Below are 26,464 nucleotides of genomic sequence, written 5' to 3' on the forward strand. Positions count from 1 at the left end.
CGGGTGGCGCAGACTATATCACTGAAGCCCAACGCTAACAAATAGCACGATTCTCCGTAGAGGGATTATCATCAGCTTGAGAGTCGCATCACTTCTTTTCTGGCGACTTCCCGCGCGATGGCATCGACCTTCAACACGTCGTCAACGCTCTGTGGTTCCTGCAAATCCATCTTATCCAGTACGGATAAATTGAGATCGGCAATATCGGTAAATCGGATCTGCTGCGCCAGGAATGCGGCAACGGTAATTTCATTCGCGGCATTGAGTGCGGTCGTCGCCGCCTGACCTTGCTCAAACGCGTCCATCGCCAGTTTCAGGCACGGATAACGCTGGTAATCAGGTGCGGAAAACGTCAACGCACTGAGTTTGCAAAAGTCGACAGGCTTAACACCAGACGTCACACGTTCTGGCCATGCCATCGTATGGGCAATAGGTGTACGCATATCAGGTTCACCCAACTGCGCCAGAACACTACCATCCTGATAACGGACCATCGAATGAATAACCGACTGCGGGTGGATCAGCACTTCCATCTGGCTTGCACTGGCATTAAATAACCAACGCGCTTCAATATATTCCAGACCTTTGTTCATCATGGTGGCGGAATCGACAGAAATTTTTCGTCCCATCGACCAATTCGGATGACGACATGCCTGATCGGGGGTCATAGAGACCAGATCGCGCAATGGCGTTTCACGGAATGGGCCACCAGACCCGGTAAGCAGAACTGACATGACGCCATTTTGCTCAAGGTCAGCGTATCCCAGATTGTGTTGGATAGGTTGCGGTAAACTCTGAAAAATCGCGTTATGCTCGCTATCTACCGGCAAAAGCTGCGCTTTGTGGCGTTTCACGTCGTCCATAAACAGACGACCGCAGGTCACCAGCGATTCTTTATTCGCCAGCAAAATGCTTTTACTCGCACGAATTGCCGCCAGCGTCGGCAGCAAACCCGCTGCGCCGACAATCGCCGCCATGACCTGATCAACATCATCCAGCGCAGCCATATCACAGGCAGCCTGCTGCCCGCTCATCACCTCGGTACGGCTACCCTGTGCCAAAAGAGCAGCTTTTACCTGTGCCGCGCTTTTTTCATCATCCATTACCGCATAGCGAGGCGCAAACTCCAGGCATTGCTCTACCATACGGGCAACATTTTTACCCGCCACCAACGCAGCAACACGAAATTTTTCCGGGTTATGGCGTACTACATCCAGCGTACTGCAACCAATGGAACCGGTTGATCCCAGGATGGTTAATTGCTTCATCGGACATCCAGAAGAATTTTACTCGTCATACTTCAAGTTGCATGTACGTTGGCTTTACTCGGCCTTTGGCGTCACCGCCTTCCTGCAACTTGAATTATTTAGAGTATGTAGACAGAAAAAAGCAAAACGCCGCCATCCAGCCTTCTCAGGCCTTCTAAGCGGCGTTTTTAGCGTACAGGCGAATCAGAACTGCATCAGTTCTGCTTCTTTCTCTGCCAGCGCCGCATCAACTTTCTTGATTGCTGCGTCAGTCAGTTTCTGTACGTCGTCCTGAGAACGGCGATCGTCATCTTCGCTGATCTCTTTTTCTTTCAACAACGCTTTCACTTTGTCGTTTGCATCACGGCGTACGTTACGTACCGCAACACGCGCGCCTTCAGCTTCACCACGTACGATCTTGGTCAGATCTTTACGACGTTCTTCGGTCAGCGGCGGCAGCGGAACGCGGATGTCAGAGCCCGCAGAGCTTGGATTCAGACCGAGGTCGGAAGCCATGATTGCTTTCTCAACGGCTGGACCCATAGAACGGTCAAATACGTTGATTTTCAGGGTACGGGAATCTTCAACCGTTACGCTTGCCAGCTGGCGCAGCGGAGTCGGCGTGCCGTAATATTCCACGACAATACCATCCAGCAGGCTAGGAGAAGCACGACCCGTGCGAATTTTGCTGATTTGGTTTTTGAACGCTTCGACGCATTTGTCCATGCGTACTTCAGCATCTTTTCTGATATCGTTGATCACGTTACGAATCCTTGAAAGCTTGTTTCAGTCAGACCATACCCGCCACGCAAGATGTGACAAGTATAGTCTTGATTAATTTTGAGGGACGTATCCCGCGACATTAAAGCGGAATATTACCTGCATTTAGCCGCAACGGGAATTATTCCGTGATTAACGTGCCTTCTTTTTCACCCATAACAACACGGCGCAGTGCACCTGGTTTGTTCATGTTAAAGACACGAATCGGTAATTTGTGGTCACGAGCCAGCGTGAACGCGGCAAGATCCATTACTTTCAGCTCTTTATCCAGTACTTCAGTGTAGGTCAACTGTTCGTACATAGTCGCCGTTGGATCTTTAGCCGGGTCGGCAGTAAATACGCCATCGACTTTGGTGGCTTTCAGAACCACATCCGCTTCAATTTCAATACCGCGCAGGCAGGCTGCAGAATCGGTGGTGAAGAACGGATTGCCGGTACCCGCAGACAAAATAACAACGCGGTTGTTACGCAGCAGGCTGATAGCTTCAGCCCAGCTGTAGTTATCACACACGCCGTTCAGAGGAATTGCGGACATCAAGCGAGCGTTCACATAGGCGCGGTGAAGCGCATCGCGCATCGCCAGACCGTTCATTACGGTGGCTAACATGCCCATGTGGTCGCCCACAACGCGGTTCATCCCCGCTTTCGCCAGACCAGCGCCACGGAACAGGTTACCACCACCAATCACTACGCCAACCTGAATACCCAGCTCAACCAGCTCTTTGATTTCCTGAGCCATGCGGTCGAGGATGCTTGCATCAATACCGAAGCCTTCTGAACCTTGCAGAGCTTCGCCACTTAACTTAAGCAGAATACGTTTGTAGACGGGTTTTGCATTGGTAGCCATGTTTCTTTCCTGAGACTGTCAACGAATGAGATGAGTTAATTCCGGCGACATTGTATGTCGCTTTTCAGCATGACCACTATAGCGGTTCGCTGAATTTACAAGCCAGACACAAAAAGAAGCCGCCCTCAGGCGGCTCCTTTAAAAATTAAGACTGCTTGGACATCGCAGCAACTTCTGCTGCAAAGTCAGTCTCAACTTTCTCGATGCCTTCACCCACTTCAAAGCGGATGAAACCAGTTACGTCAGCGTTATGCTCTTTCAGCAGCTGACCAACAGATTTGCTCGGTTCCATGACGAAAGGCTGACCGGTCAGAGAAACTTCGCCGGTGAATTTCTTCATGCGGCCTTCAACCATTTTCTCTGCGATTTCTTTCGGCTTGCCAGACTGCATAGCGATGTCCAGCTGAACCTGGTATTCTTTTTCTACCACTTCAGCGGAAACGTCTTCCGGCTTAACAAATTCTGGTTTGCTTGCAGCAACGTGCATTGCCAGCTGTTTAACCAGTTCTTCGTCAGCGCCAGTTGCAGCAACCAGAACACCGATACGAGCACCGTGCTGGTAGTTACCCAGAACTTCGCCTTCCAGGGAAGCAACGCGACGGATGTTGATGTTCTCACCGATTTTAGCAACCAGAGCAACACGTTCTTCTTCGAACTGTGCTTTCAGAACTTCAACGTCAGTGATTTTGCCAGCAACGGCAGCGTCCAGTACTTTGTCAGCAAATGCCTGGAAACCAGCATCTTTAGCAACGAAGTCAGTCTGGCAGTTAACTTCCAGAATGAAAGCGATGTTGCCGTCGATTTTGGTTTTGATTACGCCGTCAGCAGCAACGTTGCCTGCTTTTTTCGCCGCTTTGATTGCACCGGACTTACGCATGTTTTCGATTGCCAGCTCGATGTCGCCATTAGCTTCAGTCAGTGCTTTTTTGCAATCCATCATGCCTGCGCCAGTACGCTCACGCAGCTCTTTTACCAGGGATGCGGTAATTTCAGCCATTCTAAAATCCTCGGAAGATTTGATCTGCCCGGCATGAAACCGCACAGATTTAAAAGTGAAAAAGGGGGCCATATACAGGCCCCCTAACCAAACGTGATACTACCTGGTCTATAAGGGCTCTAACGAGCGTGCCTTATTATTCAGCTTCTACGAAGCTTTCTTCCGCCTGGGAAGCCAGATCCTGAGAACGGCCTTCACGAACGGTAGTAGCTACAGCGCCCAGGTACAGGGTCACAGCACGGATTGCGTCGTCGTTACCCGGGATAACGAAGTCAACACCGTCCGGATCAGAGTTGGTATCAACGATAGCAAATACTGGGATACCCAGGTTGTTTGCTTCTTTGATAGCAATGTGCTCGTGGTCAGCATCGATTACGAACAGAGCGTCCGGCAGACCGCCCATGTCTTTGATACCGCCCAGGCTGTTTTCCAGTTTCTCAAGCTCACGAGTACGCATCAGCGCTTCTTTCTTGGTCAGCTTTTCGAAAGTACCGTCCTGAGACTGAGTTTCCAGATCTTTCAGACGTTTGATGGACTGACGAACGGTTTTCCAGTTAGTCAGCATACCGCCCAGCCAGCGATGGTTCACGAAGAACTGGTCGCAGCTGTTAGCAGCTTCTTTCACCGCTTCGCTTGCAGCGCGTTTAGTACCAACGAAAAGGATTTTACCTTTACGAGCAGAGATCTTGTTCAGTTCAGCCAGAGCTTCGTTGAACATCGGTACAGTTTTCTCAAGGTTGATGATATGAACTTTGTTACGCGCACCGAAGATGAACGGCTTCATTTTCGGGTTCCAGTAACGGGTCTGGTGACCGAAGTGAACACCAGCCTTGAGCATGTCGCGCATGGAAACAGTTGCCATGATTAAAACCTCTATATATAAAAGTTGGGGTTAAGCCTCCACGCATCCCATATTACCGACCCCAAAGGGCACCCCGGAATATGTGCCGATACGTGTGTGTTGTTACACAAAGTGAGATTTGTCGCTCCCGTCCATCGTGTGTAGTCTTCGAATGGATCGGAAGTCCGGCGCGCTTTATACCACAAATACGCCACCGACACCAATAATTGTTGGCGGTCTGTGCTGAATGAACGATGAATTTCGTGTTACAGGAAGGCGGCAAAATTTTGAATCCCCGGGAGCTTACAACCAGTAAGTGACTGGGGTGAAAAAATGTAGCCAACGCATTTGTGGCACGAAAGGCGAAGTTCAGAATGATTCTCAATTTGGCAGGGTACACCCCAGACTGATACCATTGACAGCACTTACACAATTATTGTCGAAATAATCGACACTGATGGACAGAATTTATGGCTATCTCAATCAAGACCCCTGAAGAAATCGAAAAAATGCGCGTCGCTGGCCGCCTGGCCGCTGATGTACTGGAAATGATCGCGCCGTTTGTTAAACCGGGCGTCAGCACCGGCGAGCTGGATCGCCTCTGTAATGACTATATCGTGAATGAGCAGCAGGCCATTTCCGCCTGCCTGGGCTATCACGGCTATCCGAAATCCGTATGTATCTCTATTAATGAAGTGGTGTGCCACGGGATCCCGGACGACGCCAAACTTCTGAAAGACGGCGACATCGTCAACATCGACGTAACCGTGATTAAAGACGAGTACCACGGCGATACCTCGAAAATGTTCATCGTCGGCAAACCTACTATTCTGGGCGAGCGTCTGTGCCGCGTCACACAGGAAAGCCTGTATCTGGCGCTGCGAATGGTAAAACCGGGCATTCGCCTGCGCACGCTGGGCGCTGCTATTCAGAAATACGCGGAAGGCGAAGGTTTCTCTGTCGTTCGTGAATACTGCGGTCACGGTATCGGTCGCGGCTTCCATGAAGAGCCACAGGTTCTGCACTACGATGCAGACGACGGTGGTGTGGTACTGCAACCGGGCATGACGTTCACCATAGAACCGATGCTGAATGCCGGTGATTACCGCATCCGCACCATGAAAGACGGCTGGACGGTGAAAACCAAAGACCGGAGCTTGTCTGCACAGTACGAGCATACTATTGTAGTGACGGAAAACGGCTGTGAAATTCTGACGTTACGCAAGGATGACACCATCCCGGCGATCATCACACACGGCGAATAATGTTTTGCCTGATGGCGATGCATTCGCATCTTATCAGGCCTACAAATTGTACTACTTAGTAGGCCGGATAAGGCGTTCACGCCATCATCCGGCTTTTTAATGGGTGGCGCATAATGAATACTCTTCCTGAACAGCACGCAAATACTGCCCTCCCCACCCTGCCTGGCCAACCGCAAAACCCAGGGACATGGCCACAGCAAGATCTCAACTGCTCCGGCATTAAAGCGCATATTGACACCTTCCAGAACTGGTTAGGCGAAGCGTTTGACAGTGGAATTTCCGCAGAACAGCTCATTGAGGCCCGCACCGAATTTATTGACCAACTGCTACAGCGTTTGTGGATAGAAGCTGGGTTCGGGCAAATAGCCGATCTGGCGCTGGTTGCCGTTGGCGGCTACGGGCGAGGCGAATTGCACCCGCTTTCCGATATTGACCTGCTGATCCTGAGTCGTAAAAAGCTGCCTGATGCGCAGGCCGAGAAAGTCGGTGAGCTGTTAACGCTGCTATGGGACGTGAGGCTGGAGGTTGGACATAGCGTGCGTACGCTGGAAGAGTGTCTGCTGGAAGGATTATCAGATTTAACCGTCGCCACCAACCTGATTGAAACTCGCCTGCTGATCGGCGATGTGGCGCTGTTTCTAGAGCTGCAAAAGCATATTTTTAGCGAAGGTTTCTGGCCTTCCGACAAGTTTTACGCCGCCAAAGTGGAAGAGCAGAATCAGCGCCACCAGCGCTATCACGGCACTAGCTACAACCTGGAGCCGGATATCAAAAGCAGTCCCGGCGGCCTGCGCGATATCCATACCCTGCAGTGGGTGGCCCGTCGCCATTTTGGCGCCACCTCACTGGACGAAATGGTCGGTTTCGGCTTTTTGACGCTGGCAGAACGTGCCGAGCTCAATGAATGTTTGCATATCCTGTGGCGGATTCGCTTCGCCCTGCATCTGGTCGTTAGTCGTTACGACAACCGCCTGCTGTTTGACCGCCAGCTCAGCGTGGCGCAACGGCTAAACTACGGCGGCGAAGGCAACGAACCTATCGAGCGGATGATGAAAGACTATTTCCGCGTCACCCGACGGGTCAGCGAACTGAATCACATGCTGTTGCAACTGTTCGACGAGGCGATCCTCGCCATGCCCGCCGATGAAAAACCTCGCCCGATTGATGACGACTTCCAACTGCGCGGCACGTTGATCGATCTGCGCAACGACGATCTGTTTATCCGCAAACCCGAAGCGATACTGCGGATGTTTTACATCATGGTGCGTAACAGCGCGATCAGCGGGATTTACTCCACCACGTTGCGCCATCTGCGTCATGCCCGCCGTCATTTAACCCAACCGCTGTGCTACATCCCGGAAGCACGATCGCTGTTTCTCAGTATGTTACGCCATCCGGGCGCGGTGAGCCGCGGTCTGCTGCCGATGCATCGCCACAGCGTGTTGTGGGCCTATATGCCGCAATGGTCGCATATTGTCGGCCAAATGCAGTTTGACCTGTTTCATGCCTATACGGTGGATGAACACACCATCCGCGTAATGCTCAAGCTGGAAAGTTTTGCCAACGAAGAGACCCGTCAGCGCCATCCGCTGTGTGTGGATCTATGGCCGCGTCTGCGACAGCCGGAGTTGATTCTGATTGCCGCGCTGTTCCACGATATCGCCAAAGGCCGCGGCGGCGATCACTCGGTGCTCGGCGCTCAGGACGTGCTCAAGTTCGCCGAACTGCACGGCCTGAATTCCCGCGAAACGCAGCTGATCGTGTGGCTGGTGCGCCAGCATTTGCTGATGTCGGTGACCGCTCAGCGCCGCGATATTCAGGATCCCGAAGTGATCAAGCAATTCGCCGAAGAGGTACAAACGGAACACCGTCTGCGCTTTTTGGTGTGTCTGACCGTCGCGGATATTTGCGCCACCAACGAAACGCTGTGGAATAGCTGGAAGCAAAGCCTGCTACGCGAGCTGTACTTCGCAACGGAAAAACAACTGCGTCGTGGCATGCAAAATACGCCGGATATGCGTGAGCGTGTACGCCATCATCAGCTTCAGGCGCTGGCGCTACTGCGAATGGACAACATTGATGAAGAAGCGTTGCACCACATCTGGTCACGCTGTCGCGCCAACTACTTCGTGCGTCACAGCCCAAATCAGCTGGCCTGGCATGCGCGCCATCTGCTGCAACACGATCTCAGCAAGCCGCTGATCCTGCTCAGCCCACAGGCCACGCGCGGCGGGACAGAAATTTTCATCTGGAGCCCTGACCGTCCTTACCTGTTTGCCGCCGTCTGCGCTGAACTGGACAGGCGTAATCTTAGCGTCCACGATGCGCAGATTTTCACTACCCGCGATGGGATGGCGATGGATACGTTCATCGTACTGGAACCGGACGGCAGCCCGCTGTCTTCAGACCGACATGAAGCGATCCGTTTTGGACTGGAACAGGCCATCACGCAGCGCAGTTGGCAGCCACCGCAACCGCGTCGCCAGCCGGCAAAATTACGCCACTTTACCGTCGATACTGAGGTCACCTTTTTGCCGACCCATACCGACCGAAAATCATTCCTGGAGCTTATCGCTCTCGACCAGCCCGGCCTGCTGGCGCGGGTCGGGCAGATTTTTGCCGATCTGGGAATTTCGCTGCATGGCGCCCGAATTACAACCATTGGCGAGCGAGTAGAAGATTTATTCATAATCGCCACCGCCGACCGGCGCGCCCTTAATAATGAGCTGCAGCAGGAAGTGCATCAACGGTTGACAGAGGCCCTCAATCCAAACGATAAAGGGTGATGTTTTTATTTATTATGGAAAGAGTTTAACAATGCAGCAGTTACAGAACGTTATTGAGTCCGCTTTCGAGCGCCGTGCCGACATTACTCCGGCAAATGTAGATACCGTAACCCGCGAAGCGGTGAATCAGGTTATTTCTTTACTGGATTCCGGTGCACTGCGCGTCGCAGAGAAGATTGAGGGTCAGTGGGTCACGCATCAGTGGCTGAAAAAGGCGGTCCTGCTCTCTTTCCGTATTAACGATAATCAGGTCATCGAAGGTGCGGAAAGCCGTTACTTCGATAAAGTACCGATGAAATTCGCCAACTATGACGAAGCGCGCTTCCAGAAGGAAGGTTTCCGTGTGGTTCCGCCTGCGGCCGTGCGTCAGGGTGCGTTTATCGCCCGTAACACCGTGCTGATGCCATCTTACGTAAACATCGGCGCTTATGTTGATGAAGGTACGATGGTTGATACCTGGGCGACAGTCGGTTCCTGCGCGCAAATCGGTAAAAACGTACACCTGTCCGGCGGCGTTGGCATCGGCGGCGTACTGGAGCCGTTACAGGCTAACCCGACCATCATCGAAGACAACTGCTTCATCGGCGCACGTTCTGAAGTGGTTGAAGGCGTAATCGTCGAAGAAGGCTCTGTTATTTCTATGGGCGTGTACATCGGTCAGAGCACCCGTATTTACGATCGTGAAACTGGCGAAGTGCATTATGGTCGCGTTCCGGCAGGCTCCGTGGTCGTCTCCGGCAACCTGCCGTCGAAAGATGGCAAATACAGCCTGTACTGCGCGGTGATTGTGAAGAAAGTCGATGCCAAAACGCGTGGCAAAGTGGGAATCAACGAGCTGTTACGCACCATCGACTAACAGCGATTTGAAAAAGCGGGCTTAGCCCGCTTTTTTTACATCTGCGAGTGGCATAAACAAGGCTTTTCGTTAATTATTCAATGGTTATAGTGAGCTTAAGGGTACCGCTATGTATGACAATCTGAAAAGTCTGGGCATTACTAATCCTGAAGAGATCGATCGTTACAGCCTGCGGCAAGAAGCCAACAACGATATCCTGAAAATCTATTTCCAGAAGGATAAAGGCGAGTTTTTTGCCAAGAGCGTGAAGTTCAAATATCCCCGTCAGCGCAAAACGGTGGTTGCCGATGGCGTCGGCCAGGGTTACAAAGAAGTGCAGGAGATCAGTCCCAACCTGCGCTATGTGATCGACGAACTGGATCAGATCTGCCAGCGCGATCGCAGCGAAGTCGATCTTAAACGCAAGATCCTTGATGATTTACGTCATCTTGAAAGCGTTGTGACCAACAAGATCAGCGAAATTGAAGCCGATCTCGAAAAACTGACGCGTAAATAAGCCGTTTGTTGCCGGATGGCGGCGTCTTACGCCTTATCCGGCCTACAGGTATATCCTCGTAGGCCTGATAAGCTAGCGCCATCAGGCAATTAGTCAATGCTGTTCATCCAGTTGTAACGCCACATACAGCAGCAGTCGGTCGTCAAAGTTCCCCAGATCCAGCCCGGTCAGTTCTGAAATACGATTCAGGCGATATTCCAGCGTATTGCGATGAATAAACAGTGCCTTTGATGTCGCCAGTGGCTGGACGTTATGACGAAACCATGCCGCCAATGTCCGACGCAGCAACCCGTTGTTATCCATCGCCTTCAGCCTCACCAAAGGACGCGCCAGCTCATTGGCCTGCCAGCCACCGCGCAGGCTGTCCAACAGCACTGGCAGCATCAAGTCCTGATAGAAATAGCTACGGCTTTCCGGCATCCGCTGTTTACCGACCATCATGGTAGTGCGCGCCGTACGATACGAACGGGCAATGCTACCGGGCCCGGTAAAATAGTTGCCCAGCGATACGCGAAACCGCAGCTGTCCGTTTTCTTTCATACGGGCAATAAGCTGCTCAACGCGCTTACGATGATCTTCAGCGTCCCAGCGGCCAAACTGATTGAGCGCCGGTTTCAGCACCACCATCTCAGTCAGAGAAACAATCGCAATCAGATTATTACGTTCGGGCGTAGTCAACGCATTCTGCAATTGCTGTAGCTCCGCCATTGCACTGTCGACGCCAAGCTGGCCACTATCGACCTCCAATACCGCCACCACGCGCGGCTGGTTCAAATCAATGCCTAAACGCTGAGCCCATTCCATCAGCGCTGGCGTATTCTCTTCCGCCTGAATCAGGTTCATCACCAGCTCTTCACGCAGACGGCTATCCTGCGCTAACAGATGCATCAAGCGCGACTGTTCCAGCATCATCTCGGCGGTCATACACACTAACTCGCCGTATTTGCGCAGATGTTCCGGCTCGCCGGTAAGGCCGATAACGCCAACGATTTCGCCTTCCAGACGCAGAGGCAGGTTTATCCCCTGTCGTACACCGTGCAAGTGACGTGCCACCGCATCGTCGATATCGACCACCCGCCCCTGCGAAAGCACCAGCAGCGCGCCTTCGTGCAATTCACCAATACGTTCGCGATCGCCGCTGCCGATTATCCGCCCACGGGCATCCATTACGTTGATATTGGTATCAATGATGCGCATGGTACGCGCCACGATATCCTGCGCCATTTTGGTATCAAGATGCCAACCAGCCATAAAACCCTCCTGTGAGCAGAGCTCAAGCATAGGGAAGATAATAAGCGGCGACATTGTGCAAATGCACAAAGCGAAAGGGAGAAGTATGGAGTTGTGGGAAGTATCACAAAAAGAAACCCCTTCCTGTGCAGGAAGGGGTTCAGGGAGATTACTGCATCAACAGATAGATGGAGCTGTCACCACGCTGAATGTTCAGCGCCAGTACAGCCGGTTTGCTGTCGAGGATTTTGCGCAGTTCAGCGATGTTTTTCACCGGTTGCTGGTTCGCGCCGATAATCACATCCCCTTTCTTCAGGCCAATCTGTGCAGCCGGAGAATTCGGTTTCACGTCGCTTACCACGACACCTTTGTCCTGGCCTTTGTTGCTCATATCGGCACCTTCGATGCCTTTAAAGATAGAGCTGGAGTCAACCTGAGTCTGGCTGCTCTGCTGCAATTCCAGGTTCACGGTGACCGGCTTACCGTCACGCAGCAGACCCAGGGTGATTTTGCTGCCAACCGGCATCGTACCGACCTGCGCACGCAGGGCGGCGAAGCTGCTGATCGGTTTGCCATTCAGGGAGGTAATCACATCCCCAGCTTTAATCCCCGCTTTCGCTGCGGAAGAGTTCGGCATCACCTGGCTGACGAATGCGCCACGCTGGGCGTCAACTTTCATCGCTTTCGCCAGCTCAGAGCTCAGCTCGGTACCCATAATGCCCAGCTCACCGCGTTTAACTTGGCCAAACTCAACCATCTGCGAGGTCAGGTTTTTCACCATGTTGCTTGGGATCGCAAAACCGATACCGATGTTACCGCCGTCCGGTGCGAGGATCGCGGTGTTAATACCGATCAGCTCACCGTTCAGGTTGACCAGCGCACCACCGGAGTTACCCCGGTTGATCGCAGCATCCGTCTGAATAAAGTTTTCGTAGTTCTCCGCGTTAAGGCCACTTCGTCCCAGCGCAGAAACAATGCCGGAAGTCACCGTTTCACCGAGGCCAAACGGGTTACCAATTGCCACGGTGTAATCACCCACGCGCAGCGCATCGGAATCTGCCAGCTTAATCGCCGTCAGGTTTTTCGGATCCTGAATTTGGATCAGCGCGATATCGGAGCGCGGATCTTTACCCACAATCTTCGCGTCAAATTTACGACCATCGCTCAACTGAACTTTAATCACCGTGGCGTTATCTACCACGTGGTTATTGGTCACGACATACCCTTTCGCGGCATCAATAATTACGCCGGAACCGAGTGCCATAAATTTCTGCTGCTGGCCGCCGCCATTGTCAGCGCCCGGTGCGCCGCCCTGGCAGAACGGTGAACTCTGGAACGGAGAACCGTCCTGGCAGAACGGTGAATTATCACCGAAGAACTGCTGGAAATTACGCGGCATGCGCGGCGTATTTACCGTCGTGCTCCCCTCGACGTTAATACTTACCACCGATGGCATCACTTTTTCGAGCATCGGGGCCAGGCTTGGCATCTGTTGGGCGGTCATTGCTGAAGACGACGTCTCAGCCGCTGTAGCAGACAGGGGGGACAACGCCAAACCTAAACTCAGAGCCAGTGCACTCATTGCTAATGTGGTTTTTTTCATGTGTTTCGTTCTCGATTAACAGGTAACGCAAAATTGCTGTATACGTCAGAGTCGTTTTATAGCGCTAAGTTCCAGAATTAAGTTTAAGGAAAAAGTAAAATTTTATTGTCCGTCTTTACAAATGAGTATTTATTGTTCTACGGCCATCAAGCGACGATATTCATCCCAGGCATACAAATCTGTCATTCCGCTGATATAATCCTGGATCAGTCGGCAGCGATAATAATATTCCAGAACCGAATACTCGGCGCACCCCGTCGATATTTTACTAACTGCCTCAACATACGCAAGACGATGGCGGGTAGACAATTTCTGAAATAAACGGGACTCGATAGGAAAACGTTTTACTCTTTCATTGTCGACCAGTTCAGAAAAATCTGACTGAGACATTTTTAATAACGGCTGATAGATCTCCAGCAACCCGCTGATCACCCGATAGCCCTGTAGTTCCAGTTGTTCAACATCCGGATGGCTAAACACATGTTTTACCGCCACATTTTTATAAACACCCAGTAACTGGCTGAAGCTACTGGCATCTTCTAGCAGCGCATGATTAAAGCTGCCTTCATAAATCTGCGGCAAATTATCAATAAACCGCTGGGCCGCATATGGCACCAGTTTATTCAGCGTATTGACGCGTAAATACATAAAGAACTGATCTTCGGTACTCCGGCTTAATGTATTTGAACGTGACTTCTCCCAGGCGTTCTCAACAACCTGGCTAAACAGAGAACCTTTTTCATGCTGCCCCCACGCCTCATGCAGGTGGTGATAAAGTTGCTCGACGCTAAAGATTCTTTTCTCAACGGCATCTTCCAGATCCGCCACGCAATAAGAGATATCATCGGCAGCTTCCATAATCCAGGTTAATGGAAAGCGACTGTAAGGCGCTAATGATAATTCTTTACGCAACCGCTCAATATACGGTTCTTCAGAAAGGTAATAACCCGGTTTCTTCATTAAATAGTTGTGCGTCTCGGGTGCACTGCCGCGCCACCACGCCGGACGGGTATATTTTAAAATACCGCCGACCTGCGCCCAGGTAAGGTTCATACGCATCAACGTATGCACAAGGCGAATACCCTGCGCATTGCCTTCAAAATGGCACAGGTCCTGGCGCACCTTGCGGCGAATATCATTCAGCGACTCCTCGCCTTCACGCAATCGTAATGCCGTCACCTGGCAACGGTCATCACTTAGGGGCTGGCTTTCTGCGTCTGCGGGATACAGTCGCTGGCGAAACCAGTCATTAATTGCCGCCTCCCCGAAATGGCCAAACGGCGGATTGCCAATGTCATGCATCAGGCAGGACATTTCGACAATACTCTCAAATGGCCCTGTCAGTTCATCCAGGCCATACTGCTCCAGCAGCTTTAGTTCTTTCAGTCGGCTGAGGATCTCTTTCGCGATATAGCGCCCAACCTGCTGAACTTCCATCGAGTGCGTCAAGCGCGTGCGTACTGCCGCATTACGCTCCAGCGGAAAGACCTGCGTTTTTTGTTGCAGTCGGCGAATGGCCGGTGAATTGATAATACGTCCGCGATCGCTTTCGAAAATACGCAGGATCTCATGCTCAGTCTTCACGCCCTGCGGCGAACGGTAACGACGATGCCAGTTTATTTTTTTTCGGAAATCGATCTGTGCCATGTCCTCTCCCGCCTGAGAAATGCGCTACCCCTTAAGCGCATGATAGACTATGCCCTCAAATCTGGCTTATCGCGAGTAAATCTATGAAAATCGGCATCATTGGTGCAATGGAAGAAGAAGTTACGCTGCTGCGTGACAAAATCGAAAACCGTCAGACCATCGCGCTCGGCGGTTGTGAAATTTACACCGGCCAACTGAACGGTACAGAGGTTGCGCTGCTGAAATCGGGTATCGGTAAAGTGGCTGCGGCACTGGGCGCTACGCTGCTGCTTGAACGCTGCAAGCCGGACGCCATCATTAATACCGGTTCTGCGGGTGGCCTGGCCTCTACGCTGAAAGTCGGGGATATCGTAGTTTCTGACGAAGCGCGCTATCACGACGCCGACGTCACTGCCTTTGGCTATGAATTTGGTCAGCTACCGGGCTGCCCGGCTGGTTTTAAAGCCGATCCTGCGTTGATTGCTGCCGCAGAGTCTTGTATCGCCGAACTCAATCTGAACGCCGTTCGCGGACTTATCGTCAGTGGCGATGCCTTCATTAATGGTTCCGTGGGACTAGCTAAAATTAAGCATAACTTCCCGCAGGCGATTGCCGTTGAGATGGAAGCGACCGCAATTGCGCACGTTTGCCACAACTTTAACGTGCCATTTGTCGTGGTTCGCGCTATCTCTGACGTTGCCGATCAGCAGTCCCATCTCAGCTTTGACGAATTCCTGGTGGTTGCCGCGAAGCAGTCAAGTCTGATGGTTGAAACGCTGGTACAGAAACTGGCGCATGGCTAAATTACTCTCCAGGGCGCTGGTCGCCCTGCTTTTCACTCTCCCGGCGTTCCTTTACGCCGCGCCGCGTGTTGTGACGCTTTCTCCTGCCAATACTGAACTCGCTTTTGCCGCTGGCATTACCCCCGTTGGCGTCAGCAGCTATTCAAACTACCCGCCAGAAGCCAAAAATATTGAGGAAGTCTCAACCTGGCAAGGGATGAATCTTGAACGTATTGTGGCGCTGAAACCTGATTTGGTTGTCGCCTGGCGCGGGGGAAATGCTGAGCGGCAGGTGAATCAACTGACCTCTCTGGGTATTAAGGTCATCTGGGTGGACGCCGTTACTATTGAGCAGGTTGCCGATGCGCTACGCCAATTAGCGGCATGGAGCCCCAAGCCTGAACAAGCTAAACAGGCGGCGCAAACCATGCTTGATGACTATGCTTTACTTAAATCTCAGTATGCCAACAAACCGAAAAAACGCGTGTTTCTCCAGTTTGGTGCCAATCCTCTGTTTACCAGTGGAAAAGGTTCTATTCAGCACGAAGTTCTTGAGGTATGCGGCGGAGAAAACATCTTTGCCGGTAGTCGGGTTCCCTGGCCGCAGGTTAGCCGTGAGCAGGTCCTGGCACGAGCCCCCCAGGCTATTGTTGCCACAGGCGGTCCGGGTGAAACTCTGAAAATTGAGCAATACTGGGGAAACCAGCTAAAAATACCCATTATTACACTTAATAGTGACTGGTTCGAACGCGCGAGCCCGCGTATTATCCTCGCCGCAAAACAACTCTGTAATGCGCTTTCACAGATAAATTAGCGCCTGCCCCACCAGGTCTGTTGTGAGGATTTAAAAATGCTCGTCTATTGGCTTGATATTGTCGGCACCGCGGTATTTGCAATCTCTGGCGTATTACTGGCCGGAAAATTACGTATGGATCCGTTTGGCGTCCTGGTACTCGGCGTGGTTACCGCCGTTGGTGGTGGTACGATCCGCGATATGGCGCTGGATAATGGACCAGTTTTTTGGGTTAAGGATCCGACCGATCTGGTGGTTGCGATGATCACCAGCATGCTGACGATCCTGTTGGTACGTCAACCAAGACGCATACCGAAATGGATCCTTCCGGTGCTGGATGCCGTTGGCCTGGCGGTGTTCGTGGGTATTGGCGTCAACAAGGCATTTCTCGCAGGAACAGGGCCGCTGGTGGCGATTTGTATGGGGGTGATTACCGGCGTTGGTGGTGGGATCATTCGCGATGTGTTAGCTCGTGAAGTCCCGATGATTTTGCGCACCGAGATCTACGCCACAGCCTGTATTATCGGCGGGATCGTGCATGCAACGGCGTTTTATACCTTTGATGTTTCACTGGAAAACGCCAGTATGATGGGGATGATTGTCACCCTGCTGATTCGGCTTGCCGCCATTCGCTGGCATCTGAAATTGCCGACGTTTGCGCTGGATGATAACGGGCGTTGATGTGACGATACAGAACATGTAGGCCGGATAAGGCGTTTACGCCGCCATCCGGCACATTGCCCGGTGGCGCTACGCTTACCGGGCCTACACCATCAGACCATCGGTATTACAGACAGCAATCAGATGCTGAAAGAAGAACCACACCCGCAGGTGCTTTTCGCATTCGGGTTAGTCACAACGAAGCGGGAACCTTCCAGACCTTCGGTATAATCAACCGCACCGCCCACCAAATATTGCAGACTCATCGGATCAACGACCAGACCAACACCTTGTTTTTCAATGGTCATATCACCTTCATTCACCTGGTCATCAAAGGTGAAACCGTACTGGAAACCGCTGCAACCACCGCCAGTGATATACACGCGTAATTTCAGATTCGGGTTTTCTTCGTCAGCGATCAAGCTTTTTACTTTATTGGCTGCTGCTTCAGTAAATTGCAGTGGCAGCGCTACGTCATCACTCATATTTTGCTCCAAACGACATCGGCAATTGGGTAAATTTCAACCCAATATTTTGGGCCATTATCTAATACCCTGGTATTTCGTTCAAGTATTCTCGCCAGCGGCAGTCCCCTGGCTTTTCGCCGCCTGCTCCGCTTCCTGTTTTGCCAGCGTACGAGCCAGGATAGTCGAGTATAGCGGCTTTCCGCCCATAAATTGGGCTAATAGTGTTGCGCCAAGACAGGTAATAATCATTGGCAAAATGAGCTGATAGTTATCAGTCATCTCCAGCACCAGCACAATACCCGTTAGCGGCGCACGCACCGAAGCAGCCAACAAAGCCCCCATTCCGGCAATGGCAAAGGTTCCGGCCTCCAGGTGATACTGCGGAAAAGAGGCTGCCGCAGCCATACCGAACGCTGTACCAAGCAACGTGCCCAACGCCAGCATCGGGGCAAAGATCCCACCGGGCGCGCCGGATGAGAAGCACAGCAGCGTGGTGATCACCCGGGTGATAAATATAAACAGCAGTAGACCGACGCTAAAATTGCCTGCTGCGGCAATCGGGATCAGGTTAAAGCCACCGCCTGCCGCTTCAGGTTGAATTAATCCGAGGATCCCGCACAGGCCACCGATCGCGCCGCCCATCAGCACCCATTTTTTAATTTCACCGCCGTGAAAGCGCTGGAACATATCCTGGGTACGCAACACCATAGTGTTGAACAACGGCCCGACACAGCCAAAAATAAGTCCGAGCACCAGATACAGCCACAGTGTATTTACTGGCGCATTAGACAACTTTCCGACTTCAATAATCGGGGCTTCGCCGTTGAAAATACGAAACACAATGCTCGACATTATAACGCCGGTAAACACGGCTTTGATCGACACGAGGTTATAGCGAAACTGCGGGCGCATCTCTTCAATAATGAACAGGATCCCCGCCAGCGGAGCGTTAAACGCCGCCGAAAGACCCGCTGCCGCACCGGTAGCCAATAAGGTATGTCGCGCTTCTGCGCTACGCATACGGAAAATATCCAGCACCATGCGCCCGAGGTTACCACCAATCTGCACGGTCGGTCCTTCTCGCCCAAGCACCATGCCGGCTCCCAGCGTGCCCATGCCGCCAATAAATTTCACCGGCAGAACGCGCCACCAGCGCACCGGTCGCAGCTCTTCCAGCGCGCCTTCAATCTCTGGGATCCCCGAACCACCGGCTTCCGGCGCAAACTTACGCACCAGGAAATAGCCGACCATCGCCAGCAACGCGGAAAGAATAAACGCCAGCGGCCACAGCAGAATGTCATGGTCCGCAACCTGAGCCAGCGTGCCAATGCGCTGATTCTGCACCCAGGTCACCGCTTTCTCAAATGCCACGCCAACAAGCCCTGTCACTGTACCCACTACGGCAGCCATCAACAGGATCGCCAACGGCGTTTTGTCTCGTTCCAGGAGACGACGAATTTGATCCCTGCGGCGTAAACGCACAATTTGTTGTGCTTCAAAAGAGGGAGTGTCTGTCTTCATCAGATGATCATTAATTGGTAATACAAATACGGAATCGGCATTCTACTCGCACATTTCACGAAAATCCCCTGCAAATCGTATTGTTTCAAATGCGTAAAACTTTCATAACCTTCTCTGAATAACTAGAATAGCGGGCATTTACTTTTTCTACGAACCAGGACCCCATCCATGAGTAAGTCTGAAAATCTCTACAACGCAGCACGCGAACTTATCCCAGGCGGCGTTAACTCCCCCGTTCGCGCCTTTACTGGCGTGGGTGGTACTCCGCTGTTTATCGAAAAAGCCGACGGCGCGTATCTGTACGATGTCGATGGTAAAGCCTATGTTGACTACGTCGGTTCCTGGGGACCGATGGTGCTGGGCCATAATCACCCGGCAATCCGTAATGCGGTGATTGAAGCAGCGGAGCGCGGTTTAAGCTTCGGCGCACCGACCGAAATGGAAGTCAAAATGGCGGAGCTGGTCACTGAACTCGTGCCGACCATGGACATGGTGCGTATGGTGAACTCCGGTACGGAAGCGACGATGAGCGCCATCCGTCTGGCGCGCGGTTTCACCGGTCGCGATAAAATCATCAAATTTGAAGGCTGCTACCACGGCCACGCCGATTGCCTGCTGGTTAAAGCCGGTTCCGGCGCGTTAACGCTGGGTCAGCCGAACTCTCCGGGCGTTCCGGCCGATTTCGCGAAACACACCCTGACCTGCACCTACAACGATCTCTCTTCGGTACGTGCGGCATTTGAACAGTATCCGCAGGAGATCGCCTGCATCATCGTTGAGCCGGTCGCCGGCAACATGAACTGCATCCCGCCGCTGCCGGAATTCCTGCCGGGCCTGCGTGCCCTGTGCGATGAGTTTGGCGCGCTGTTGATCATTGATGAAGTAATGACCGGTTTCCGCGTGGCGTTGGCCGGAGCGCAGGATTATTACGGCGTTGTGCCGGATCTGACCTGCCTCGGTAAAATCATCGGTGGTGGGATGCCCGTTGGCGCATTCGGTGGCCGCCGCGATGTGATGGATGCGCTGGCGCCGACCGGTCCGGTTTACCAGGCGGGTACGCTTTCCGGTAACCCAATCGCGATGGCGGCAGGTTATGCCTGTCTGACCGAAGTCGCCCAACCGGGTATTCATGAAACGCTGAACGAACTGACGACGCGTCTGGCGGAAGGTCTGCTGGAAGCTGCCGAAGAAGCGAATATTCCGCTGGTGGTTAACCATGTGGGCGGGATGTTCGGGATTTTCTTCACCGATGCAGAAACCGTAACCTGCTATCAGGATGTGATGGCATGTGACGTTGAACGCTTCAAGCGTTTCTTCCACATGATGCTGGATGAAGGAATTTATCTGGCGCCGTCCGCGTTCGAAGCAGGCTTTATGTCCGTAGCGCACAGTGAAGACGATATCAATAACACCATCGACGCCGCGCGCCGGGTGTTTGCGAAATTGTAAAAAAGAGAACGTGCAGATATGTAGGCCGGGTAAGGCGAAGCCGCCACCCGGCTTTTTTATTGCCGGATGTCGACGCAAAGCGTCTTATCCGGCCTACATAAAAGGGGTCAACCTCAGCGGCTTTGCTTTCTCAGCAGATAGATAAAGTACGGCGCGCCAATAAACGTCGACAATAACCCCGCCGGGATCTGATACGGAAACAGCACCATTCTGCCGCACCAGTCAGCAAAGACCAGAAGTACGCCTCCCGCCAGCGCCGAAATCAGCATATGCGGCATCGCCCGACGAAAACCCATCATTCGGGCAATATGCGGAGCCATCAACCCGACAAAGCTCAACGGTCCAATGGTCATGGTTGCTGTCGCCGTCAGCCCTGCAGCCAGGAGCAGTAACCCTACGCGCGACGGCGTGATTGCCATCCCCACCGCCCGCGCCGTATCACCGCCGAGCGGTAAAATCGTCAGCCAACGACGGCACAGCGGCGTCATCGCCAGCAGGATAACCATCACAATCCCTGTGCGCAGTACCTGTTCACCCGTCGCGTTATAGGTTGAGCCGGAGATCCAGGTCAGTACGCCCGCCATACGCGGATCGCCGCTGGCCTGCAGCATCATCAGCAACATTGTAAACGCCGTGCTGAGCGCCATCCCTGCCAGCAGCATACGGTGCGGCGAAAAACCACCGCGCCCGGCGGCAATCATAATGATAAGCAAGGTGGCCGCAGCCCCGAGACTCCCGGCAGGCATCAGCCAGCCAAAGGCATTTCCAGGGACCAAAAACAGCATGAGCACCACGCCAAATGCCGCACCGGAGCTAATGCCCAGCACTTCCGGACTGGCCATCGGATTGCCAGTCAGACGCTGAATAATACAGCCCGCTACCGCCAGCATCACCCCGGCAATCAGGGCCGCCAGAATGCGAGGCCAGCGCCAGGGCATCAGCTCATCCAGCATCGCACCGCTGGCCCAAGTCCAGCCATGTGCGTCGCGGCCAAATGACAGCGCCACCACAAGGGTTAGCAGTAAAATTACGCCACCTGCCAGCGCAAACATCAGCACATTCTGACGTTCAGCGGCGATGCGATTACTGGCGTTCATATCCGGGGCGCTCATACTCCTTAAGCGCGGCAGCAACCACAGCAGCAACGGTGCGCCAATCAGCGCCGTCACTGAACCGGTGGAGACTTCCATCCATACGCGGGTCAACCACAGAATGATTTGGTCGGAGAGCCAGAGGATCAACGCACCAATCAGCGGGGCCAGCACCAGACGAGCCAGCAAACGACGCGCACCGAGCATTTTCGCCAGCAGCGGTGCAAACAGGCCAATAAAGCCGATAATCCCAACCGCGTTAACCAGTAAGGCGCTGATAACAATGGCCAGCGATAACGCCGCCAGACGCGCCAGCGACAATGCCAGACCGAGGTTACGCGCCACGCCGTCATCCAGTCCCATCAGCGTCATTGGGCGTAATAACAACAGAGTCAGCATCACGCCGCCCAGCAGCTGCGGCCACAGACGTTGTACGCCGCTCCAGTCGGTTTGCGTTAGCGTGCCGCTGCTCCATAAAAACATGCTTTGCAGTTGATCGTGATGGAAGATAACCATCAACTGGTTAATCGCCCCGCAGTACAGGCTGACCACCAGCCCGGCAAGGATTAACGTCACCGGAGAAAGGCGCTTGCCCCAGGCAACGCCAAACACCAGCGCCCCAACGACACATGCTCCCGCCAGCGCCGCAAATTGCGTGGTCAGCGCACCTGGAATAGCCCACAGCGTGGTAACCGTAATGCCCAACTGCGCCCCGGTCGCAACGCCCAGTGTGGTTGGCTCCGCCAGAGGGTTACGCAACACCTGCTGAAACAATACGCCGACCAGCCCCAGCCCGGCGCCGACCAGCAGAGAAATCGCCAGCCTCGGCAGCAGGCTATAGTGAAAAACCATCTGCTCAATGATGTCGATATCCGGTGACCAGATAGCCTGTTGCCACTGACTGCGCGGTAGCGCAACGGAGAAGTTAACCCATGTCAGCCAGCAGGCAGCAACAAACAGAACAGCCAGCAGGAAAGTTGGGAACAACGCAATACGTTTACTCACGCTTTGCCTCCCAACGCATTATCCAGAATACGGGCAAAATGCATGGCCGATAGCGTTGCGCCATAAAACCAAACGGCAGGCACACGTTGAAAACGTCCGCTACGGACAAACGGCATCGCCTGCCATAATGGCGTAGACATCAGCGCAGCCATCTCTTTATCGTTGCCGTGATCAAAGCACAGCACATCGACATCCTTATAAGCAGCCAGACGGTCAATACTCACGGCAGTGCTACCCCAGAAGTTTGTTTCTCCCTGCCAGGCATTTGGGATCCCATATTCGTCCAGTACGTCCTGGAACAGGCTGTTTGAGCCAAACACCAGCATATGTCGCGAATCAAGCAAGGACGTAAGCAATACGGGGCGCGCGCCACGTTGAATGAAGCGCGGTTTCAGGCTGGCGATAAAACGATCGTACTCAGTCAAATGGCGTTTAGCAGAGGCTTGCAGATTGAACAATTGCGCCATTTCCTGCAGCGATTGTCGCGCAACGGCCAGCGGCTTTTTGCCATCGCTGAAGTTAAATCCCCGGCCAGGTGCAATTCGCGCCAGCTTTTCAGGGGAAGGACCATAGCCTGCCGACCAGAGCAGAAATGAGGGTTTCATTTCGGTAAGCAGTTCGAGATTGGGCTCCGTACGTAGTCCGACGTCAATCACCGAATCAGGCAGAGGAGGTTCACTGACCCACAGCTTGTAGTTAGGGATATCTGCGATGCCGTACGGCGTAATCCCCAGCGCCAGCAGCAGCTCTACCGGCAGCCATTCCAGCGCTACAATGCGCTGTGGATCAACCGCCGCGGCGTGTGCCGTATTCATCCGCCACAGCAGAGGCGACAGCGCCATTGCCGTAAGCAATCGCCGACGGGTAATATGATGTAATCCGATCATTAATAGACAAAACTCACGGGTGCGGCACCGGCCGGATGCGGCAAAATGCCCATCGGGATACCGTAAATTTGTTCCAGAGTTTCACTGCGCATCAGTTCAGCTGGCGTTCCTTGAGAAATCATCTCACCGCCGCGCAGCGCAACGAGGTAATCGCAGTAGCGGGCCGCCATATTGATATCATGCAGCACCGCAACCACCGTCAGCCCGCGCTGCTGGCTTAAGCGGTGCACCAGCGCCAGCACGTCAACCTGATGGGCGATATCCAGCGCGGAAGTCGGTTCATCAAGCAGCAGACAGCGGCTGTCCTGCGCTACCAGCATGGCAATCCACGCGCGCTGGCGTTCACCACCGGACAGGCTATCGACCAGACGGTGCGCCAACGGTTTTAAACCGACCAGCGAAATCGCTTCTTCTACTTTCTCTCTGTCGGCAACGCCAAAACGCCCCAGCGCCCCGTGCCATGGATAACGACCAATCGCCACCAGTTCACGCACTGTCATCCCTTCCGCCTGCGGTAACTGCTGCGGCAGATAGGCGACCTTGCGGGCAAACGCTTTGCTGCTCCAGCTCTCCAGCGGCTGTTCATCGAGCAGGATTTCACCTTCTGACGGCGGCTGATGACGTCCCAGCATTTTCAATAACGTCGATTTACCGGAACCGTTGTGGCCGATAAGACCAGTCACTTTTCCCACAGGAAAAGTTAATGAGAGAGGATGCAATAGCGTGCGGCCAGGCACACGAAAGGAGACATTACGCAACGCAAAAGTGGTGTCGGGATGGGATCTGTTTTCCTGCATAGCAGCCAACTTGTAAAACGGGCACGCAAAGCGTGCCCAAAGAGAAATTAGAAACGGAAGGTTGCAGTCGCAACGACCTGACGTTCTGCGCCCCAGAAGCAGCCATAGGTATCGAAGCAGCTGGCAACATATTCACGGTCAAACAGGTTTGTAACGTTAACGGCAACACTAGAACCTGCCATACCCAGGCGCGCGAGATCGTATTTAACGACTGCATCCATCACGGTTGAGCTACCCACTTTGAAGGTGTTCTTCGGATCGCCATAGCTAGAGCCAACATAACGACCGCCTGTGCCCAACGTTAACCCTGACAGCGGGCCTTCGTAGAAGGTGTAATCCCCCCACAGAGAAGCCATGTTTTTTGGTACTTGCACAGGTGTTTTACCTTTAAGCGTCGTGTCTTCTGTATATTCCGCATCGGTATACGTATAAGACGCTGTCAGGTTAATGTTCGCATTCACTGCGGCTTTTGCTTCTAATTCAACGCCACGAGAACGAATTTCACCCGCCGGAACCTGCGCATACGGATTAAGCGGGTCGGTAGTCAGGTTATTCGTTTTCGTCAGCTCATATACCGCGGCAGTAACAACAACGGGCAGATCTTTTGGAACATATTTTACGCCAGCTTCATATTGCTTACCTTTTGACGGTGCATAAGCAACGTTGTCGGCAGGTGTTGCTGCCCATGCTTTAGAAGGATTCGGCTCGAACGATTCGCTGTAGCTAAAGTATGGCGTAATACCATTGTCAAAGAGATAGTTTATCCCACCGCGCCAGGTGAACTGCTCATCGTTACGTTCAACTTTCTGATTACTGGAACGAATAGTTGTTGCCTGCTGAGACCAGTCATAGCGGCCTCCCAGCGTTGCAACCCATTTATTCCATTCCAGTTGGTCCTGTACATACACACCTGTTTGGTGCTGCGTGTTAAGCTGGAACGGTTTCGCGTCAGGGAAGTCAACATCGTCATACACCGGATTATTCATATCTAAAGGCGGTGCACTTCCGTAGGCATTATCGATATCGTTTCGCAGACGCGAATAGTCGACACCGGTAAGCAGAGTATGTCCAACATCTCCCGTCGCGAACTTGCTTTCCAATTGAGTATCTACGCCAAAATCATTATAGCGTTCATCGGCGACGATAATCTGACGGGTCAATTGATTCCCCACTGCGCCGAAGCCGTACACACTCTGTTGAGATGTTTTGATTTGGCTATAACGCAAATTTTGACGCACAGTGAAGGTGTCATCAAAACTGTGTTCAAAGCTGTAACCAACCATTCGCTCATAACGCGAATAGGTATTATTCGGCGCATAATCCGTAAAGCTCACAGGCAAACGGGAACCATCAGGTAACGGCTCAACCGTACCTTCTTTCGGCAGCCAGCCGTAATAACCTGTTGAAGGCTCATTCTGAATGTTTGCTCGCAGAGTCAGGTTGGTTCGGTCATCAGGCTTCCAGCTAAACACGGGAGCAATGGCATAACGCTTCTGCTTCGCAAAATCTTGTTGTTCGTCATTAGAACGTGCCAACCCTGTCAGGCGGTATGAATACACGCCGTCGTCATCCAGGGAATCGCTGAAATCAAAACCGGTTTGGAACAGATTATCCGAACCCATTTTGAATTGAATTTCTTTTAACGGCTCTGATGTCGGGCTTTTGCTAACCATGGAGATCAAGCCACCCGGATTACTTTTCCCGTAAAGTACAGACGTTGGCCCGCGCATAAGCTCGACGCGTTCAAGCATGTAAGGATCAACAACGGCAGAGCTGTAGTAATCACCCTGTAACTTGACGCCATCAAGGTAATTGTTTGGTGTTGGGCCTGGCGTGTAGAAGCCACGAATAATAACGAAATCATAAGTACTGGAAGCGCCACGCGTAGAAACGGCAGCACCAGGGGTATAGGCTAAAGCCTCTTTTACCGACCCAGGTTGATGCATATCCATCTCTTCACGCGTAACAACCGAAACAGACTGTGGGGTCTTTTCGATAGGCGTATCAGTCTTTGTGGCAGTGGCGGAACGTTTCGCGGCAATCGTCGGCGAAGGCCCCCATGCGCTTTCCTGCGGAGCAGGTGCAGCAGTTACGGTGATGGTTTCTTCTTTCGGGTCAACCGCCGCCTGTGCATAGACAGACATGCCGCTAACCGCTGTGGCTACCACTACTGCGATTTTACGCAGCGATGAACTTGGCTGAGCAGTTTTAAGACGCGCCATTGGTATTTCTCTGATGAAAGTGAATGATAACGTAAACGAGAATTATTATTATAACGGCAGCATAATATTCGAAACTCTGGCGAGATAGCAAGCAATACGCGTCCCTACTAAAACTGAGGGGTTAAGAAATAACCAGATGAAAAGAAAGGGTTAATAAATTAGGCTGGAATGTTAGGGCTCGGAAAGAGCCCTGTCGTACTGCTGCGTATATACGCC

Annotated in this window: 23 protein-coding genes; 8 read left to right on the forward strand and 15 right to left on the reverse strand. The window is 52.7% G+C overall.

What is annotated here, in order from left to right:
* Positions 1 to 71: 71 nt before the first annotated feature.
* From ispC to rpsB, 5 genes are all read right to left on the reverse strand, one after another.
* Complete coding sequence (ispC, locus tag OGX89_RS02810) at positions 72 to 1,268, reverse strand: 1-deoxy-D-xylulose-5-phosphate reductoisomerase (RefSeq protein WP_003829176.1); 1,197 nt, start codon at positions 1,266 to 1,268, stop codon at positions 72 to 74.
* Positions 1,269 to 1,451: 183 nt separating this feature from the next.
* The gene (frr, locus tag OGX89_RS02815) at positions 1,452 to 2,009 is read right to left on the reverse strand and encodes a ribosome recycling factor (RefSeq protein WP_003018547.1); all 558 of its coding nucleotides are present in this window, start codon (positions 2,007 to 2,009) and stop codon (positions 1,452 to 1,454) included.
* Positions 2,010 to 2,148: 139 nt separating this feature from the next.
* Positions 2,149 to 2,874, reverse strand: coding sequence for a UMP kinase (pyrH, locus tag OGX89_RS02820; protein WP_003018549.1), 726 nt, complete (start codon positions 2,872 to 2,874; stop codon positions 2,149 to 2,151).
* A 145-nt stretch (positions 2,875 to 3,019) separates the two neighbouring features.
* Entirely contained in the window at positions 3,020 to 3,871 is an 852-nt protein-coding gene (tsf, locus tag OGX89_RS02825; protein ID WP_003018551.1) for a translation elongation factor Ts, read from the reverse strand.
* A gap of 136 nt (positions 3,872 to 4,007) precedes the next feature.
* The gene (gene rpsB / locus OGX89_RS02830; RefSeq protein ID WP_003018553.1) at positions 4,008 to 4,733 is read right to left on the reverse strand and encodes a 30S ribosomal protein S2; all 726 of its coding nucleotides are present in this window, start codon (positions 4,731 to 4,733) and stop codon (positions 4,008 to 4,010) included.
* A gap of 449 nt (positions 4,734 to 5,182) precedes the next feature.
* On the opposite strand from rpsB, the gene map reads away from it, so the two are divergent.
* The 4 genes from map to OGX89_RS02850 all read left to right on the forward strand — a co-directional run bounded on the left by map (position 5,183) and on the right by OGX89_RS02850 (position 10,115).
* Complete coding sequence (gene map, locus OGX89_RS02835; protein WP_003829182.1) at positions 5,183 to 5,977, forward strand: type I methionyl aminopeptidase; 795 nt, start codon at positions 5,183 to 5,185, stop codon at positions 5,975 to 5,977.
* A 113-nt stretch (positions 5,978 to 6,090) separates the two neighbouring features.
* Complete coding sequence (glnD, locus tag OGX89_RS02840; RefSeq protein ID WP_003829184.1) at positions 6,091 to 8,763, forward strand: bifunctional uridylyltransferase/uridylyl-removing protein GlnD; 2,673 nt, start codon at positions 6,091 to 6,093, stop codon at positions 8,761 to 8,763.
* A gap of 31 nt (positions 8,764 to 8,794) precedes the next feature.
* The gene (dapD, locus tag OGX89_RS02845) at positions 8,795 to 9,619 is read left to right on the forward strand and encodes a 2,3,4,5-tetrahydropyridine-2,6-dicarboxylate N-succinyltransferase (protein WP_003829186.1); all 825 of its coding nucleotides are present in this window, start codon (positions 8,795 to 8,797) and stop codon (positions 9,617 to 9,619) included.
* A gap of 109 nt (positions 9,620 to 9,728) precedes the next feature.
* Positions 9,729 to 10,115: a DUF3461 family protein gene (locus OGX89_RS02850; protein WP_003018562.1), complete on the forward strand. Its 387-nt coding sequence runs from the start codon at positions 9,729 to 9,731 to the stop codon at positions 10,113 to 10,115.
* 93 nt (positions 10,116 to 10,208) lie between these two features.
* Here OGX89_RS02850 and cdaR read toward each other — a convergent pair whose 3' ends face one another.
* The 3 genes from cdaR to dgt all read right to left on the reverse strand — a co-directional run bounded on the left by cdaR (position 10,209) and on the right by dgt (position 14,595).
* Positions 10,209 to 11,366 carry a DNA-binding transcriptional regulator CdaR gene (gene cdaR, locus OGX89_RS02855; RefSeq protein ID WP_003829189.1) on the reverse strand — a complete coding sequence of 386 codons (1,158 nt, stop codon included), beginning with the start codon at positions 11,364 to 11,366 and terminating at the stop codon, positions 10,209 to 10,211.
* A 148-nt stretch (positions 11,367 to 11,514) separates the two neighbouring features.
* Complete coding sequence (degP, locus tag OGX89_RS02860; RefSeq protein WP_003829191.1) at positions 11,515 to 12,948, reverse strand: serine endoprotease DegP; 1,434 nt, start codon at positions 12,946 to 12,948, stop codon at positions 11,515 to 11,517.
* Positions 12,949 to 13,077: 129 nt separating this feature from the next.
* Positions 13,078 to 14,595 carry a dGTPase gene (gene dgt / locus OGX89_RS02865; protein ID WP_126956855.1) on the reverse strand — a complete coding sequence of 506 codons (1,518 nt, stop codon included), beginning with the start codon at positions 14,593 to 14,595 and terminating at the stop codon, positions 13,078 to 13,080.
* A gap of 83 nt (positions 14,596 to 14,678) precedes the next feature.
* Between dgt and mtnN the strand changes: the two genes are divergently transcribed.
* Genes mtnN through OGX89_RS02880 form a run of 3 tightly spaced genes read left to right on the forward strand, consistent with a single transcriptional unit; the run spans position 14,679 to position 16,830 of the window.
* On the forward strand, positions 14,679 to 15,377 hold the full coding sequence (gene mtnN / locus OGX89_RS02870; protein ID WP_003829195.1) for a 5'-methylthioadenosine/S-adenosylhomocysteine nucleosidase: 699 nt from the start codon (positions 14,679 to 14,681) through the stop codon (positions 15,375 to 15,377).
* Entirely contained in the window at positions 15,370 to 16,170 is an 801-nt protein-coding gene (btuF, locus tag OGX89_RS02875) for a vitamin B12 ABC transporter substrate-binding protein BtuF (protein WP_003829197.1), read from the forward strand. Before mtnN ends, btuF begins: the two co-directional genes overlap by 8 nt.
* Before the next feature lie 36 nt (positions 16,171 to 16,206).
* Positions 16,207 to 16,830 (forward strand): TRIC cation channel family protein, encoded by a 624-nt coding sequence (locus OGX89_RS02880; RefSeq protein WP_003829199.1) that lies wholly within the window; start codon positions 16,207 to 16,209, stop codon positions 16,828 to 16,830.
* A gap of 119 nt (positions 16,831 to 16,949) precedes the next feature.
* Here OGX89_RS02880 and erpA read toward each other — a convergent pair whose 3' ends face one another.
* From erpA to clcA, 3 genes are read right to left on the reverse strand one after another with little or no spacing between them, the layout of a single operon-like run.
* A complete protein-coding gene (gene erpA / locus OGX89_RS02885) occupies positions 16,950 to 17,294 on the reverse strand; it encodes an iron-sulfur cluster insertion protein ErpA (protein WP_003829201.1) in 345 nt (114 codons plus the stop codon).
* Positions 17,287 to 17,352: a small protein YadW gene (yadW, locus tag OGX89_RS02890; RefSeq protein WP_122973801.1), complete on the reverse strand. Its 66-nt coding sequence runs from the start codon at positions 17,350 to 17,352 to the stop codon at positions 17,287 to 17,289. Before yadW ends, erpA begins: the two co-directional genes overlap by 8 nt.
* Before the next feature lie 23 nt (positions 17,353 to 17,375).
* The gene (clcA, locus tag OGX89_RS02895) at positions 17,376 to 18,797 is read right to left on the reverse strand and encodes a H(+)/Cl(-) exchange transporter ClcA (RefSeq protein WP_063941135.1); all 1,422 of its coding nucleotides are present in this window, start codon (positions 18,795 to 18,797) and stop codon (positions 17,376 to 17,378) included.
* A 168-nt stretch (positions 18,798 to 18,965) separates the two neighbouring features.
* Here clcA and hemL point away from each other — a divergent pair, with 168 nt between their 5' ends.
* Positions 18,966 to 20,246 (forward strand): glutamate-1-semialdehyde 2,1-aminomutase, encoded by a 1,281-nt coding sequence (gene hemL / locus OGX89_RS02900; RefSeq protein WP_063941134.1) that lies wholly within the window; start codon positions 18,966 to 18,968, stop codon positions 20,244 to 20,246.
* 113 nt (positions 20,247 to 20,359) lie between these two features.
* On the opposite strand, the gene fhuB is transcribed toward hemL, so the two are convergent.
* The 4 genes from fhuB to fhuA are packed head-to-tail and all read right to left on the reverse strand — an operon-like array spanning position 20,360 to position 26,248.
* The gene (fhuB, locus tag OGX89_RS02905) at positions 20,360 to 22,342 is read right to left on the reverse strand and encodes a Fe(3+)-hydroxamate ABC transporter permease FhuB (protein WP_126956857.1); all 1,983 of its coding nucleotides are present in this window, start codon (positions 22,340 to 22,342) and stop codon (positions 20,360 to 20,362) included.
* Positions 22,339 to 23,229 carry a Fe(3+)-hydroxamate ABC transporter substrate-binding protein FhuD gene (gene fhuD, locus OGX89_RS02910; protein ID WP_126956858.1) on the reverse strand — a complete coding sequence of 297 codons (891 nt, stop codon included), beginning with the start codon at positions 23,227 to 23,229 and terminating at the stop codon, positions 22,339 to 22,341. The genes fhuB and fhuD overlap by 4 nt, the downstream gene beginning before the upstream one ends.
* Positions 23,229 to 24,026 carry a Fe3+-hydroxamate ABC transporter ATP-binding protein FhuC gene (gene fhuC / locus OGX89_RS02915; protein ID WP_003829206.1) on the reverse strand — a complete coding sequence of 266 codons (798 nt, stop codon included), beginning with the start codon at positions 24,024 to 24,026 and terminating at the stop codon, positions 23,229 to 23,231. The genes fhuD and fhuC overlap by 1 nt, the downstream gene beginning before the upstream one ends.
* A gap of 47 nt (positions 24,027 to 24,073) precedes the next feature.
* The gene (fhuA, locus tag OGX89_RS02920; RefSeq protein ID WP_126956860.1) at positions 24,074 to 26,248 is read right to left on the reverse strand and encodes a ferrichrome porin FhuA; all 2,175 of its coding nucleotides are present in this window, start codon (positions 26,246 to 26,248) and stop codon (positions 24,074 to 24,076) included.
* Between the last annotated feature and the right edge of the window lie 216 nt (positions 26,249 to 26,464).

Source organism: Citrobacter sp. Cpo103, from assembly GCF_030332605.1.
GTDB lineage: Bacteria > Pseudomonadota > Gammaproteobacteria > Enterobacterales > Enterobacteriaceae > Citrobacter > Citrobacter portucalensis.